This window comes from Geomonas sp., from assembly GCF_035254065.1.
Classification (GTDB): Bacteria; Desulfobacterota; Desulfuromonadia; order Geobacterales; family Geobacteraceae; genus Geomonas.
On the sequence record NZ_DATFBA010000094.1, the window covers coordinates 1 to 14,884 of the forward strand.

Genomic DNA, 14,884 nt, shown 5'->3' on the forward strand with positions numbered 1-14,884 from the left:
GGTGGACGCTCGGATAAGGTCTGTAGGTGCTTTTTCCTTTTGCCGATCTGATCAAAGATGCTACGCTGGCCAAATGTCCTGGAAAATCATCGAAAAAAGACGCAGCACCCTGGCGGCGGAGAGCGGGGAGCAACTCGGCCACCGCGGCGGCCGTCTTTCCTGCTGTCTGGTCTACCCCAACCGCTATCACGCCGGGATGAGCAACCTCGGCTTCCAGACCGTCTATGCCCTCATGAACGCCCACCCGGAAGTGGTGTGTGATCGGGCCTTTCTCCCCGACAAGGACGAACTGGACGAGCTGCAGCGCTCACGCGGCACCTTGCTGTCGTTGGAGTCGCAGCGCCCTCTCTCTTCCTTCGACGTGGTCGCCTTTTCCGTCTCCTTCGAGAGCGACTATCTCAACCTGCCGGCCATCTTCAGGCTCTCTGGCATTCCGCCCCTCGCCGCCGACCGCTCCCCGCTGCAGCCGCTGATCGTTGCCGGAGGAGCCGCTCTCTTTCTGAACCCGGAGCCGGTCGCTCCACTGCTGGACCTGGTCTGCGTAGGCGAGGCCGAGCCGGTGCTGTCCGGGCTGCTGGAACTTCTCAAGGAAGGCGCGGAGTCGCGTGACGATCTGCTTCGAAACGCCGCATCCCTTCCCGGTATTTACGTCCCTTCCCTGTACCAGCCGGTCTACCAGGGAACCTCGCTTGTTTCCATGCAGCCGGCCGCAGGCGCTCCCGTACGAGTGCGACGCGTGTGGGATACGGAAGAGAAAAGCCTTCCTAGCGTCACCGAAATCCATACTGAGGCCACCGAATTCTCGGGGATGCACCTCGTGGAGATCTCGCGCGGCTGTCCGCGGGGCTGCCGCTTCTGTGCCGCCGGCTTCATCTATCTTCCCTATCGCAGCCGCTCACCGGAGCTGGTCAGGGAGGAGGTCATGAAGGGGGTCGCGGAGGGGAGGAAGGTTGGCCTGGTCGCCGCGGCGGTTTCCGATTATCCGGCCATCGGCGACCTCTGCCAGGAGATCGTCGCTGCCGGCGGCAAGTTTTCCGTCTCCTCGTTCCGGATCGATCACTATGACGCCGGGATGATCGAGGCGTTGAAGGCGAGCGGCCAGAAGACAGTTTCCCTGGCCCCGGAGGGTGGTTCGCAGAGGCTGCGCGATCTGATCCGGAAGGGGATCAACGAGGAGCAGATCCTGTCGGCCTGCGACATGCTGATCGGGCACGACATTCTCAACCTGAAGCTCTACTTCATCATCGGCCTGCCGACCGAGACTTACCAGGATCTGGAGGAGATGGTGGTGCTGGTGGAGAAGATCCGGGAGAGGGTAGTGGCCGCTGCGCGAGCCAATAAGCGCCTGGGGGACATCCAGCTGTCGGTGAATCCCTTCATCCCGAAGCCGTTCACCCCGTTTCAGTGGTGCGGGATGGAGGAGAATAAGTCGCTGGAGAAGAAGTGGAAGTTCCTGCAGAAGGCGCTCGGCCGGCTTTCCAATGTCAAGCTGCAGATGGAGAGCCCGCGCGAGGCGTACCAGCAGGCCCTCTTTTCGCGGGGGGACCGCAGGCTTGCGCCGCTGTTGATCGAGGCCGATCGGCGGGGGAGCTGGAAGGAGGCGGTACGCGAGGCCCGTTTCGACAGCGACAGCTTCGTCTATCGAGACATCCCGCTAGATGAGCCGCTTCCCTGGGGATTCATAGAGGGGGGCGACACCGCCCGTCTGGAGCGAGAATACCTGCGAGCCTTCGGAGAGGATTCGTAACTGCACAACTTACTGCGTCAGACATCCCCTCTCCCGAAGGGAGGGGTAGGGAGGGGGAACTCCGCCGGAAACGCCGACGGTGTTCCCCGTGATAGCCACTAATTGAAGAAGTATCGTGCCCCGATCGTGAAGGAGACGTTGGACGGATCGAACTCGCCGACTTTGATTCCTGCGAAGTTCCTGACGTCGGCGTTGAAAGCTTCCACCCCCTTCACCTCCGCGTTCAAAGCCACCTGCCGCATGAGCATGTAGTCCACGCCCCCCTTGATATGCAGGCCCACCACGGTGTCGACCACGTAGTTGCCAACGTCGTTGATGAGTACGTCGATGCCGGCGCCGGCATACGGCACCCAGCGCTGTCTCTCGGGAAGGCGGTACTGGGCTCCAATTGCCAGGTCGGTGACGCCGGCGTCGCCCAGGCCCGAGGTGTGGTAGCCGGACCTGGTTACCTCCAGGTCCAGGGCGATGTTGTCGTCCACACCGAACAGCAAGCCGCCCCCGCCGATGATCCCTGCATCAGTCTTGACCAGCAGTGTTCCGTGTGTGTCCGCCTTCTCACCGTTGGCCGGGTCCGTAACCCCTATCCTGCCGGTAATGGCGATCCTCCCCCTGAGGTCCTCGGCGGCCGCGTTTCCAGCCAGACATGCCGTCAGCAGAGCGCAGGCGGCGAGCAAAACACGTTTCTTCATCAACTTCTCCCTCCGTTTAGTCATTAAAAGTCTTGCCCATCATAGGACCTTACATCGACTCAATCCGCCTCTGCCAGCTCTCCCTCGCCCTCCTGGAGAGGGCTGGGGTGAGGGAACTATCCACGAAGATGCGAGGCTTCCCTCACCCCTACCCTCCCCCGGTGGGGGAGGGAGAGCTCAGAAAAGTGCAGAAGGGGCGATAGTGAATTACTTGATCAGGTCGATGGTGGCCCTGACCGCCTTCTCGATGCCGTCAGCCGCCTCTGCGATGTGGCCGGCCAGCATGTACGCGGGGGTGGTGACGATCAGGTTTTCCTTGTCGACCACGAATTCGCTGACCGGGCAGTCGACGTGCTTGCTGCCGGTGGCGTTGATCGCCTCGGCGGTCCCCTGGTCGTTGCCGATGGTCAGCTGGGGCGCCAGATCCTTGCCAAGCGCCAGTGCGAGCAGCGTCGGCGCGATGCAGATCGCACATATCGGTTTCCTGGCCTTGGCCATTTCCCTGACCAGGCGGAGTACTTCCGGATTGACCGAGCCGTTGGGCCCTTGCATCGCGAAGTTGCAAAGGTTCTTGGCTGCACCGAAACCGCCGGGGATAACGAGGGCGTCCAGCTCTGCTGCGCTGGCCTTGGCCACGTCGCTGATCTCGCCACGGGCTATACGTGCCGACTCCACCAGGACGTTGCGCTTGGCGCCGGTTTCTTCCATCTTGACATGATTTACTTCGTTCAGTTCGATATCAGGCGCGAAACACACTGCCTTGGCACCGTTCCTGTCGATGGCCAACAGTGTCAAAACCGCCTCGTGGATCTCACTGCCGTCACGAACTCCGCAGCCCGCAAGTACAACGCCGATCTTTTTCATGTAAGCCGCCTCCGGTCTGATTGATTCCCCACAGTGGGTGGCCTATTCTAAGCGGGATGCTGTGCAGGTGCAAGGGGATTATCGTTTAGGTAAGCGAAGCGGGGGGCTGGACTAGTGGCGGGATCATCTGGTCTAACGGAAAATACATTGCAGCGGCACCTGTTATTGCGATAGCATCACGACTGCAATTCCTGTTGTTACTGAGGACGGCAATTAAGACGAAGACGAGATATCGGTATGTTTCACGCTGAGAGAGTCGACATGAGTTCGGAAAGCCCCACGGTCGAGGTTAAGCGCTGCACCGGTTGCGGTCGCTGTGTTTCGGCCTGTCCCGAAAAGCTTTTCACCTTGGAAGTGGCTGGTTACCGCAAGCATGCGGCGCTACGCTGCACAACCTGCGGCCGTTGCCTGAAATGTCTCGATGCCTGCCCGGTCGGGGCCCTATCCATCCTCTCCGAAGACTCCGAAACCAATCCCCCGCAGTAGGTGTGTCGTCCGAAAATCCCCTCCCCTGCGGGGGAGGGCTAGGGTGAGGGCGGTCCGCAAATGGATGCCAGTCACCTGATCGAGCCTTCCCTCACCCCGGCCCTCTCCCGCAGGGAGAGGGTGAGTTGGCGGTCGTGATCAAACGATGCGATTTCAGTGGTGGTGCTGAGGACTTGCGTTGTAGGCGAGATTCTTCTTCTTCAGCTTCTCTATCAGGGTGGTCCTCTTCACGTTCAGCAGGATGGCCGCCTCCTTCTTGTTCCCCCCCGTCTTCTGCAGCGCCTGCAGAATCAGCCTGTTCTCGAATTCCTCAACCGCGCTATGCAGGCAGATGCCGCTTCCCGGCAGTGCCACCTGTGCCACCGGGGTCACGGTCTGCTGTGCCCTCGATACCGTACGCCCACCGCGATATTTCTCGGGTAGGTCCTGATAGGTGATCACCGAGCCGTTGGAGACGATGACCAGCCGCTCGACCAGGTTTTCAAGCTCCCGGACGTTGCCGGGCCACGGGTAGTGGGTAAGGATGTCCATGACCTGGCTGTCGAACCCTTCGATCTTACGGTGGTTGTTCCTGTTGAACTTCTTCAGGAAGCTGTTCAGCAGCAGGGCGACGTCGCTTCCCCTCTCCCTGAGAGGGGGGAGCGAGATAGGTATCACGGAGAGACGGTAGAAGAGGTCCTCGCGGAAGGTACGGTCCGCCACCATCTGCTCAAGGTTCTGGTTGGTGGCGGCGATGATCCTCACGTCCACCTTTTTCGGCTTGCTCCCACCCACCGGCTCGACCTCCCTGCTCTGCAGGACCCGCAACAGCTTGACCTGCAGGTTCGCCTTCATGTCGCCGATCTCGTCGAGGAACAAGGTCCCTTTGTCGGCCATCTCGAAGCGCCCCATCCGGGAGACCACCGCGCCGGTGAAGGACCCCTTCACGTGCCCGAAAAGCTCGCTTTCCAAAAGGTCATCGGGAATGGCCGCGCAGTTGACCGCCACGAAGTTCCGGCCGCAGCGCCCGGAGAGGTCGTGGATCGCGTGCGCCACCAGTTCCTTGCCGGTCCCCGATTCCCCGTGGATGAGGATGGTCGAGTCGGTACCTGCCACCTTTTCCACCATCTCGAAGAGCTCCAGCATCTTCTCGCTTTCCCCGATGATGTTTTTGAGCTTTTCGCGGCTTTTCACCTTTGGTTTGTGCCTGAGGTTCCTGGCCTGCAGGGCCTGATGCTCGAGCCCCTGTCTGATGGCGGCGTCCAGCCGTTCCAGGTTGAACGGCTTCTCCAGGAACAAAAAGGCGCCGGCCTTGAGGAGCTCGGCGGTGGTTTCGGGGCTGACGAAGGGGCTGTAGGCGATGATGACCATTTCCGGCCGGATCGTCTTGGCCATTTTTACGAAGTCGACCCCGCTGGTGTTGGGCATCCTGGTGTCGGCGATAATCATCTCCACATCGGTTTGCTCCAACTTCTGCAGCGCGTCTTCTGCACTAGCCGCCTTCAGCACCTCGTATCCCTTGAATACCAGGAAAGCCGCCAGGAAATCGATCGTCTTGCTATCGTCGTCCAGTAGTAATATCTTCTGATTTTCCATGATGAAGTAGTATCCGGAAATTCCGTCCGTTCTGGAAAAATTAGTTGTTTTTCGCGCTATTAGATTGCAGCGCTATAGGTACTATACCCGTGGGTTCCAAAAATTGTCAATATTATGACGCCTTGTCGGCTTCAGGCGGAACTGACGCAGTGGCGGGAATTACGCAGGGGATCGACGGGCCGTGCGGGAGTTAGGAAATGACAGGATTCGCTTAGGACGGTGGTGAGAGCGTTACTCCTCGGCAGGGCCGAGGGTGTCGACGTTCAGCAGCTGTGGGAAGAGGCGCATCCAGATGAAGATGACCAGCAGGGTTCCGATGCCGCCGATCAGGACGGAGGGGACGGTGCCGAACAGGGCCGCGGTGGCGCCGGACTCGAACTCCCCCAACTGGTTGGAGGTGCCGATGAACATGGCGTTCACCGCGCTGACCCTGCCGCGCATCTCGTCGGGCGTTTCAATCTGCACCAGGGAGCTCCTGATTACAACGCTGATCACGTCGGCGGCTCCCAGCACGATCAGTGCCCCCATGGAAAGGGTGAAGGAGGTGGAGACCGCGAAGACGATGGTGCCCACGCCGAAGATGGCGACGCTGGCGAACATGGTGCGGCCGACCCGGCGGCGCAGGGGGGTGCGGGCGAGGAAGACCGACATGGTAAGGGCGCCGATGGCCGGGGCAGCCCGCAAAAGCCCCAGCCCCCACGGCCCGGTGAACAGGATGTCGCGCGCGTAGACCGGCAAAAGCGCGGTGGCGCCTCCCAAAAGCACCGCGAACAGGTCCAGGGAGATGGCCCCCAGGATCTCGCGCCGGCTGCGGATGAAGGCGATCCCTGCGAAGAGGGATTTGATGCTGACCGGCTCGCGCTTGGCGGTTGGGCGGGCGACCCGGATCGAGCTGATGGAGAGTACCGCCGCGAAGAACAGGAAGGCCGCCACCGCGTAGACCGTGGTGGGACCGACCGCGTAGAGGATGCCCCCCACGGCGGGCCCCACGATGCTGGCAGTCTGGTTGGCGGAGGCGGACCAGGCTGCGGCGCGCGGGATCACCTCCTGGGGGACCAGTGCGGGGAACAGCGCCTGCATGGTGGGGCCTTCGAAGGCGCGGGCGGCCCCGATCACGAAAACGATGCAGAGGATGGCCTCCTTGCCGAGCCAGCCGGAGAAGCTTCCCACGGCAAGCGAGGTGAGGGCAACCCCCTGGATCAGCTGGCAGATGGCGGAGATGCGCCTTCTGTCGTAGCGGTCGGCGGTATGGCCGACCACCAGCGTGAGCAGGAACATGGGAAGGAACTGGGCGAGGCCGACCAGCCCAAGGTACCAGGCGCTGCCGGTAAGCGCGTAGATCTGCCAGCCTACCGCGACCCCCTGCATCTGGTAGGCGAGGGTGGAGGCGAGTCGGCCGAGCCAGAAGCGCCGAAACGGTGGGTGGCTAAGTGGTGAGGATAGTGTGGTCGATTCCGGGACTGGGGCTGGCATGCTTGGGGTATCCCTCTTTCACTATCGGCTGGTCGGGCCTGAGACATCGGGGCCGACACGAGATGCGCTACTATGAACCGAGCGCGCCGCATTGTAAATGACTTTCGCCCTGCCGTTTGACATCGGTTCGCTTTGTTTCATACTACCTCACGGAATCGGAGTCACGGCTGGCCAGGGGAGGGCGCACAAAGGAGGAGGAGATGCTCTACTTCATCAAGGAAAACACTGTCCACCAATATCCCGTCGCCAAAGGATGCTCAGCCGTCTACCGCGATGAGCACTTGCGGGATACCATCATCCACGGCGTGAAAGAGTGCCCGTACTGCATGAGAGAGTGGCCCGCCAATAAACAGTGAGTGGAGGAATCCGGAAACCATCCTCACCCTGTCCCTCCCCTTGAAGGGGAGGGGACGTAAGGCGGGCTACCTCTGATGTTGAAGCGACGGGAGGCAGGGTTTCTCGCGCCAACTCCGTCCGCAGCGCGTTCCTTCTCCTTCAAAGAGAAGGACAGGATGAGGATGGGGCCAGCAACGCAAACCAAAAAAGCGAAGGCCGCTTCCCTTATGGGTGAGCGGCCTTCGCTTTTAAGATGGTGATCCCAAGGGGACTTGAACCCCTGTTACCGACGTGAAAGGCCGGTGTCCTAACCACTAGACGATGGGACCGAAAATGAAACCCCTGTCCAGGAAGGGCAGGGGGCTTGGTAGAGATGGTGAGCCGCGTTGGGATCGAACCAACGACCACCTGATTAAAAGTCAGGTGCTCTACCGACTGAGCTAGCGGCTCGTGTTGCTTCTGTTTCTGGTGAAAAAAGCCCTCAAGTGTCGAGGGCATTTTCTTTGATGGCGTCCCCAGCCGGATTTGAACCGGCGTCGCCGCCGTGAAAGGGCGGTGTCCTGGGCCGGGCTAGACGATGGGGACGGATGGTGAGCCGCGTTGGGATCGAACCAACGACCACCTGATTAAAAGTCAGGTGCTCTACCGACTGAGCTAGCGGCTCATGCTGCTCGGCGAAACAAGAACAACCTTATAGCAAATAGAATTGGAGGCGTCAACCTCTTTTTTTAATAAATGGAGCGGAAAAGCTCCCTTACTTCTCGAACGGGTTCCTGAGCACGATGGTCTCGTCGCGGCGCGGGCCGACCGAGACCAGTACCACCGGGGCGCCGGTGAGCTCTTCCACGCGCGCCACGTAGCGGCGGGCGTTTTCCGGCAGCTCGTCGAGGCTCTTGGCGCCAGTGATGTCCTCGCTCCAGCCGGGGAGCTCCTCGTAGATCGGGGTGCACTGCTCCATGACCTCCAGGCTGGCGGGGATCTCGTCCAGGATTTGGTCGCCGCACTTGTAGGCGGTGCAGACCTTGACGGTCTCCTGGCCGGAAAGGACGTCCAGCTTGGTGATGGCGATGCCGGAAAGGCCGTTGATACGGACGGCGTAGCGGGCGACCAGGGCGTCGAACCAGCCGGTACGGCGCGGCCTGCCGGTGGTGGAGCCGAACTCGTGCCCCGCCTTCCTGAGCGCCTCGCCGGTCTCGTCCAGAAGCTCGGTCGGGAAGGGGCCGGATCCTACGCGGGTGGCGTAGGCCTTGGAGATGCCGATCACCTCGTGGATCTCGCGCGGGCTCACCCCGGTGCCGGTGCAGGCGCCGCCGGCGCAGGTGGAGGAGGAGGTCACGTACGGATAGGTGCCGTGGTCGACGTCCAGCAGGGTCCCCTGGGCACCCTCGAACAAGAGGCTCTTGCCGGCCTTGATGTCCTGATGCAGGATCAGGGAGGTGTCGGCGGCGTACTTCCTGAGCGTCTCCGCGTAGGGCATGTACTCGTTGTAGATCTCCTCGAAGGTGAACGGCTTGTCCCCCAGCAGCTGGGTGAGGATCAGGTTCTTCTCGTCGAGGATCTCCTTCACCTTGCGGGTGAAGGCCTTCTCGTCCAGGAGGTCCATGAGGCGGATGCCGCGGCGCCCGATCTTGTCCTCGTAGGCCGGCCCGATGCCGCGGCCGGTGGTGCCGATCTTCTTGGCGCCGCTCTTCGCCTCGCGGGCGATGTCGATCCGCTTGTGGTACGGCATGATGATGTGCAGCGCTTCGGAGAGGAGCAGGGCCTTGTCGTCTTTCAGGTAGCCGTTGGCCTTCAGCCTGGTGATCTCCATGATGAAGACCTCCGGGTCGAGCACCACGCCGTTACCGATCACGCACCTGGTCCCCTCGTGGAGGATGCCGGACGGGATCAGGTGCAGGATCACCTTCTCGTCCCCGACCACCAGCGTGTGGCCGGCGTTGTTGCCGCCCTGGTAGCGAACGACGTCGTCCGCGAATTCCGTGTAAATGTCGACTACCTTCCCTTTGCCCTCGTCACCCCACTGGGCACCGATTACAACGACGTTAGCCATGATTCTCCCCTTGCCGATCGAATTTCTCTTCCAGTCCTTTATCGAACAACTCTTCCCTGGTCACCGCCACGCCCCGATGGTCGGCGGTCCTAACCAGGTAGAGTTCGTTGTCCTTGCAGTTGTCCGCGCCGATCACCAGCAGCATCCGGATGTCCATCTTCCTGGCGTAGTCGAGCGAGCTTTCCAGATCGCGCTTAATGATGTCTCTGGCGCAGGTGAAGCCGCTTGCCCTGAGCTTTTGCGCGATCTCCAGCGCCTCGCGCCGGTCGTCCTTCTGGTTGAAGATCAGGAAATCACGGCTGCGGGATGCCTCCACCTCGGGCTTCCTGGAGAGGCCGGCCAAAAGCGCCATGATGTTGAAGGCGAAGCCGGTGGCCGGTGCCGGGAAGCCGTAGTTGGCGGTCAGGTCGTCGTAGCGCCCGCCGGAGCAGACCGCCTCGCCCACACCCGGCACGAACCCTTCGAAAGTGATGCCGGTATGGTAGTCGAGCCCGCGGATTTCGCCCAGGTCGACGGTCAGGTGCTCGGCCACCCCGTAGATGTCCAGTATTTCGATGACCTGCGCCAGGTTGTCGAGCGCCCTCTTGGAGCGGTCGTTGCCGACTATGCGGGCAGCCTCCTCGATGACCTCGCGGCCGCCGAACAGCCTGGGGAGAAGGGCGATCTCCTCCTTGACCCGGTCGGAAACCTTTTCCCCCTCCAAAAGCGAGCGCACCGCGCTCACCTCCTTCTTGGCGATGGCCTCCTGCAGCGGCCTTCTGACCGCCTCGGAAAGCGAGGCCGCGTCCATGATGCCGCGGTAGAAGGCGATGTGGCCGAGGTCGATCTTGAAGCCGGTGAAGCCGAGTCCTTTCAGCACCTCGACGGCCATGGCGACCATCTCCGCATCCGCCTCGGGGGAGTCCAGCCCGATCAGTTCGACGCCCGACTGGAAGATCTCCCGGCTGCGCCCGGACTGCATCTGCGCCTGCCTTAGCACGCGGCCGTTGTAGTAGATGCGGTGGGGGAGCGGAAGGGCGTGCATCCGGGTGGCCACGATGCGGGCCACCTGGGGGGTGATGTCGGGGGGGATGGCCAGAAGCTTGCCGGTCTGGCGGTCCTCGAAGCGGAAGGTCTTGCCGCGCAGCTCTTCGCCCATGCCCAGTGCCAGCACGTCCTCGAACTCGAGCAGCGGCGTGATCATCCGCCGGAAGCCCCAGAGGTCGAAGACGCTGTGGATGCGGCTGGCGATGAAGGTGATCTTATCGGCGGTTTCCGGGAGGAAGTCGCTCACCCCTTTGGGGAGCGGAGCTTCGATGCACGAGGGGTTAGTCACGGTCAATCCTGAATGAAACATGGTGTGAGACCCTTGCCGTCAGGCAGGGCCGGACGACACAAGAGGCCCTTCCCGCGCGGACGCAAGCGTGCGCGCGGGCGAAAAAAGGAAACCGTAACAGCATAGCCGGGGGAAGTCAACGATTAATTCCCCCCGCGGGCTATTGGAGCGGGATGCCCCTGAGGGCGCTGGCGCCCTTGCCGAAGACGCCTTCCTTCTGGGTCACTTCCAGCACCACCAGATGACGGGAGGCCGGGTCGAGGAGGTAGTCGGCCAGGTATCCCTGCCCCTGCCTGGTCTTCCAGGACTCCTCCAGTGCCGAACCGTTCCAGGTGAGCCCCGCAAGGCTGTACTTGGTGTAGGAGCGCATGTTCCCCACCACCATGAAGCCACTGTTCTGCGGCACGATCAGGTCGCCCCCCTCGGTGACCAGGATGCGCTGGTCGAGGAAGCGCGGCTTGTCGCCGTTGGAGTAGAAGCGCTCGTACTCCGGGTCGTGCCCCATGATGAAATTCTCGGAGCCGCCGAACTTGTCCTCGCTTCTCCAGAGTTCGTTGCCGGCATCCGAGAAGACGGCCAGGTAGCCGCTTTCGGTGAAGGCGACCGTGTAGCTGTTGCCTGCTTTGTCGCGGAACATGTTGAAGTTGAAGATGTTGGCGTAGCTGGGGAGCTTGACGGCTTTGCCGAGCTTGACTTCGCCGTTCACGAAGGAGGCCTGGAAGACATCGCCGTAGTATTGGGCGCCGCTGGTGATCTGCTGCGCGAAGAGTTGTTTCGGGCCGCCGAACAGCGCCACGCTCCTGAACAGGTAGGGAACCTTGTTGGCGAGCAGTTTGAAGCGGTCAGCGCTGACCTGGTAGACGGAGCTCGATGCCTCTCCGTCGTCGATGGCGCTCACGAAGGCGAGTACTCCCCCTTCCGGGGCGGGGATGGTGTCCAGCCCAACCACCTTCAGCCGCGACGACACCTCGATCTGCGCGACTACGGTAAACTTCGCGTCCTTGCGGTAGAGCAGGATCGCCTGCCCCTGGACGGTCAGGAACTGGTCGGGACCTGCGAGGGCCACGGCGCTCTGGGCGCCAGCCAGGCGCGGGCTGCTCCAGACGGCGTGCGGCCCCTGGGACGTAATGACGGCGGCCGGAATGGCCGGGGCGGGCTCCGCGAGCAGCGCGGCAGGAGGTGCCGGTGTAGTGCGGGCCGGGGCAGAAACCACCGGGGCCGGGGCCGAAACCGCCGGGGTCGGGACAGAAACCGCCGGGGCCGAGGCAGGAACCGCTGGGACTGGGGCAGGGGCCGCCTGGACAGGGGCTGTCTGGACAGGGGCTGCCTGGACAGGGGCGGGGGCCGCCGCTACCGTGTATCCCTTGGTGATCTCCTCCTTCAGTTTACCGGCGAGTTTGCCGAGGGAGGCGATGACGGTGTCAGGGTTGTCCCCCTGCTCGTATGCCGTTGCCACTTGGCGACCGGGGGCGCTCTTGGCCACCGCGTCGAGGCTGAACATCTTGCCGAGCTGGGTGTAGCTCGGGAAAACCACCACCTCGGCCTCGGCCTCGGTCTCGACGATCTCGATGCCGTCGCCCCTCAGCCGGGAGGCGAGCAGGGTCTTGAGAGTGGACTTGAGGTTGTCGGGGGCGGGGGCGGAGACGGTGAAATCCTTGATGAAGGTCTTGATCGGCGAGGCAAAGGCAGCCAGAGGTGCGAGCAGCAGGCCGAGGGCGAGAACGAGGGTGGCAACTAGAGATCTTTTCATCATTGCTCCGCTTTCTTCCGGGGATAATTTGCTGCCGGATTATCGCAGAGCTTCCCTGTCAAGTCAAAGGGTTTCATTAGTGTCGCGGGCCTTTCTCGGGTCGGACGGACCGCCGCTCCAGGTCTAGCCGCGGGCACTAAAAAAGCGGACCTTTCGATCCGCTTTTTTCGGTGATGAATCCTGTCGCCGCAGCGCCGTCAATGGCTCGCTCCATTGCGGGCAGTGGCGGCTGCCAACCTCAGATTAGCTCCCGCCTGCCTGTTCCATCTTGCGCAGCATGTCGTCGGTTTCCTGGAGTTTCTGCTGCAGTTTTTTCAGTTCGGCCGGGGTATAGACCTTCGTGCCCTTTTTGATTTCCTTGTTCAGCTTGTGCATCCTTTTGTAGATGTCGTCTACCTGATCCATGCAGTTCTTCGAGGCCAGAATGCATTCATCCTTCTCGGCCTGCGACATCTGGGCGAACGCCGGAACCGTCGACATCACGCAGAAGGCGGCTGCCATCGTCAGTACCATTTTTTTCATGTTTCGCTCCTTTCCCTGCGGCTGAAGTTGGCTTGATAATTGTATTTAAGCATTTTCTGCACCCATGTCAAACTCCTTTTTTAATAAGAGAAGCCATAGTGACATTGTTTTAGCGTCAGCTTTTTTCCGCTTGTTTTACGAGGCCTTTGGGGACTCTGGTCCGCACTTTTTTCAGGGATCGGACCGGGGTGGAGCGATGGCGGCCACGAAAAAAAATGAGGCACCGGGCACAAAAAAAGCCGGAGAGTTGCCTCTCCGGCTTTTGGGTGCGGCGCTATACCTTCTTAGAAGGTGTAGTTCAGCATGATCTTGGTGCTGTAGGGGTTGTCCGGCTTACCGGCTGCGGTGTCGTAGAAGTTGCCGAGAACCATGTAAGCGGCTGCGAAGCTGGCGGTCATGTTGTCATAGAGCTTGTAGCCGAGTTCGGTGTTGAACTCGTAGCCCATGATGTTGCCGTGCTGGGCGCCGATGCCGCCGTTGTTGGAGTTCGGGTTGTCGGAGTAGACGCAGCCGATGCCGACGTTGGTGTTGGCGAAGAACTTCCCGATCGGGAGGTCGTAACCGGCGAAGGCGGTCACGATGCCGCGGCCGTTGTTGTTGAGGTCGAATACCACGGCGCGGTCGGTCTGGGCGGTGGCGTAGATGTTCCTCAGCAGGATCTGGGAGTTGGCCTCGTAGAAGGTGTGGCCGGAGGTGGTGGTGCCGCGCTCCATGATGGTCTGGAAGTCAGTCCTCATGCCGCCGGTGGTGCTGGTGTTCTTGTCGCCGGAGAGGGCGAGGGCGGTCAGCTTGAGGGTACCCGGGCCGACCGGCATCTTGCCTGCCAGGTTGGCAGACCAGGCGCTCAGGCTCTGGTGGCCATTGATGGCAGCGTTCGGCGGGGTGAGGCCCAGGCGGCCGAACTGGTACAGGAAGAAGCCGTTGACGGTGGCCGGACCGAACTTAGCCTCGGAGTTGATACCGACGGTCTGCACCATGGTCTTCTCGGAGACCTTGCGGAAGATGTCGCTGTAGAGCAGGTGATAGTCAGCACCGATGGAGAACTGCTTGGTGATGGCCATCTGGGCGCCGATGGTGTAGAAGTCGCGGGTGTTGAAGCCGACGGTCTGGTTGTTGCCGGCGTTGCCGGTGGCGCCGAAGGTGGCGGTGGTAGCGCCTCCGCCCTGCAGGAGGGGGGTGCCGGCGTTGTCAGCGCCGAAGTAGCCGTTGGTGGTGGTGGCAGCGGTGCCCAGGCCGGTGCCGTCGTCGAAGCGGAAGTAGGCGCCTTTGATGGTGACCGGGCCGACCGGAGCGACGGCGGTCACGCCGGCTGCGTCGTTGTTGAAGATGATACCTTTGTAGTTGTCGGTCCAGCCCTGGATACCGGCTTTCACCCTGACCGGGGTGCTGGGGATCTTGAAATCGAGGTAGATGTTCTTGGTTTCCAGGTTGGTCTGGTCGGCGCCGATACCGCCGCCGTTGTTCCTGGTGGCGGAGGAGAGGGCGGTGCCGCCGGTGGCGTTGACGTTGATGGCGTTGGAGTTGTAGGAGTTGTCACCCCAACGGGAGTCGAACTCGAAGTGGGTTACCAGCCTCAGGTCGTCGTTTGCTTTGGCGATGTACATGAGGCGTGCGCGCTGCTCGACGTAGGTGTAGGTGGGGGGGTTGTTGTAGGGCCTGCCGCCCGGGTACTGCACCGAGTTGATCACCACGGAGCCCGGCTGCTTGCCAATGGCCACTGCGCCGGAACCGGAATCGTCGAAGTTGGAGACGAATGCCCTCAACCTGAACATGCCGTGAAACTCGTTTTCCAGCGCCATTGCCGGTACCGCGGTGGCCGCGGACACTGCTCCCACTGCTGCGACAGCCAGCATCGTTTTCTTTAAGCTCATCATTTCCTCCTGTTGGTTTGGTTCACCGTGATTTAATTACATGTCCTGCTAGGTTTGTGCGGTATCTGATCCTCCTTTAAAAAAAAGGCCCTCTTCCTGCCGCGATGGGGTCAGCGGCAGGACGCGAGAGCCTGGTACTGGATATTGACGACTGGTATATGGTCGGGCATGTATCGACTCCCGTCATAGAGACGCGTCCAATAGCT

General features: G+C 61.6%; 12 protein-coding genes and 4 tRNA genes. 3 read left to right on the top strand and 13 right to left on the bottom strand.

All coding sequences use genetic code 11. From position 1 onward, the window contains the following. Positions 1 to 73: 73 nt before the first annotated feature. Entirely contained in the window at positions 74 to 1,747 is a 1,674-nt protein-coding gene (locus tag VJ604_RS04845; RefSeq protein ID WP_324080252.1) for a radical SAM protein, read from the top strand. 98 nt (positions 1,748 to 1,845) lie between these two features. Here VJ604_RS04845 and VJ604_RS04850 read toward each other — a convergent pair whose 3' ends face one another. Both VJ604_RS04850 and elbB read right to left on the bottom strand, forming a co-directional pair. Then, a complete protein-coding gene (locus VJ604_RS04850; RefSeq protein WP_324080253.1) occupies positions 1,846 to 2,436 on the bottom strand; it encodes an outer membrane beta-barrel protein in 591 nt (196 codons plus the stop codon). Between the two features lie 207 nt (positions 2,437 to 2,643). Beyond that, entirely contained in the window at positions 2,644 to 3,300 is a 657-nt protein-coding gene (gene elbB, locus VJ604_RS04855; RefSeq protein ID WP_324080254.1) for an isoprenoid biosynthesis glyoxalase ElbB, read from the bottom strand. A 261-nt stretch (positions 3,301 to 3,561) separates the two neighbouring features. Between elbB and VJ604_RS04860 the strand changes: the two genes are divergently transcribed. Continuing rightward, the gene (locus tag VJ604_RS04860) at positions 3,562 to 3,786 is read left to right on the top strand and encodes a 4Fe-4S dicluster domain-containing protein (protein WP_324080255.1); all 225 of its coding nucleotides are present in this window, start codon (positions 3,562 to 3,564) and stop codon (positions 3,784 to 3,786) included. A gap of 153 nt (positions 3,787 to 3,939) precedes the next feature. Here VJ604_RS04860 and VJ604_RS04865 read toward each other — a convergent pair whose 3' ends face one another. Next, on the bottom strand, positions 3,940 to 5,361 hold the full coding sequence (locus VJ604_RS04865; RefSeq protein WP_324080256.1) for a sigma-54-dependent transcriptional regulator: 1,422 nt from the start codon (positions 5,359 to 5,361) through the stop codon (positions 3,940 to 3,942). 231 nt (positions 5,362 to 5,592) lie between these two features. Next, the gene (locus tag VJ604_RS04870) at positions 5,593 to 6,834 is read right to left on the bottom strand and encodes an MFS transporter (protein WP_324080257.1); all 1,242 of its coding nucleotides are present in this window, start codon (positions 6,832 to 6,834) and stop codon (positions 5,593 to 5,595) included. A gap of 200 nt (positions 6,835 to 7,034) precedes the next feature. Between VJ604_RS04870 and VJ604_RS04875 the strand changes: the two genes are divergently transcribed. Further along, complete coding sequence (locus VJ604_RS04875; RefSeq protein ID WP_324080258.1) at positions 7,035 to 7,190, top strand: hypothetical protein; 156 nt, start codon at positions 7,035 to 7,037, stop codon at positions 7,188 to 7,190. A 234-nt stretch (positions 7,191 to 7,424) separates the two neighbouring features. Here the strand turns inward: VJ604_RS04875 and VJ604_RS04880 are convergent. From VJ604_RS04880 to VJ604_RS04920, 9 genes are all read right to left on the bottom strand, one after another. After that, positions 7,425 to 7,499, bottom strand: a tRNA-Glu gene (locus VJ604_RS04880). A gap of 45 nt (positions 7,500 to 7,544) precedes the next feature. After that, positions 7,545 to 7,620 (bottom strand) — tRNA-Lys (locus VJ604_RS04885). 57 nt (positions 7,621 to 7,677) lie between these two features. Next, positions 7,678 to 7,755, bottom strand: a tRNA-Glu gene (locus VJ604_RS04890). 3 nt (positions 7,756 to 7,758) lie between these two features. Beyond that, a tRNA-Lys gene (locus VJ604_RS04895) sits at positions 7,759 to 7,834 on the bottom strand. Between the two features lie 90 nt (positions 7,835 to 7,924). After that, complete coding sequence (locus tag VJ604_RS04900; protein ID WP_324080259.1) at positions 7,925 to 9,220, bottom strand: adenylosuccinate synthase; 1,296 nt, start codon at positions 9,218 to 9,220, stop codon at positions 7,925 to 7,927. Then, positions 9,213 to 10,556 carry an ATP phosphoribosyltransferase regulatory subunit gene (locus VJ604_RS04905; RefSeq protein WP_414652392.1) on the bottom strand — a complete coding sequence of 448 codons (1,344 nt, stop codon included), beginning with the start codon at positions 10,554 to 10,556 and terminating at the stop codon, positions 9,213 to 9,215. Before VJ604_RS04905 ends, VJ604_RS04900 begins: the two co-directional genes overlap by 8 nt. 139 nt (positions 10,557 to 10,695) lie before the next feature. Continuing rightward, a complete protein-coding gene (locus VJ604_RS04910) occupies positions 10,696 to 12,285 on the bottom strand; it encodes a hypothetical protein (RefSeq protein ID WP_324080261.1) in 1,590 nt (529 codons plus the stop codon). Positions 12,286 to 12,528: 243 nt separating this feature from the next. Continuing rightward, on the bottom strand, positions 12,529 to 12,807 hold the full coding sequence (locus VJ604_RS04915; RefSeq protein ID WP_324080262.1) for a coiled-coil domain-containing protein: 279 nt from the start codon (positions 12,805 to 12,807) through the stop codon (positions 12,529 to 12,531). A gap of 284 nt (positions 12,808 to 13,091) precedes the next feature. After that, positions 13,092 to 14,678 (bottom strand): histidine kinase, encoded by a 1,587-nt coding sequence (locus VJ604_RS04920; RefSeq protein WP_324080263.1) that lies wholly within the window; start codon positions 14,676 to 14,678, stop codon positions 13,092 to 13,094. Positions 14,679 to 14,884 lie beyond the last annotated feature (206 nt).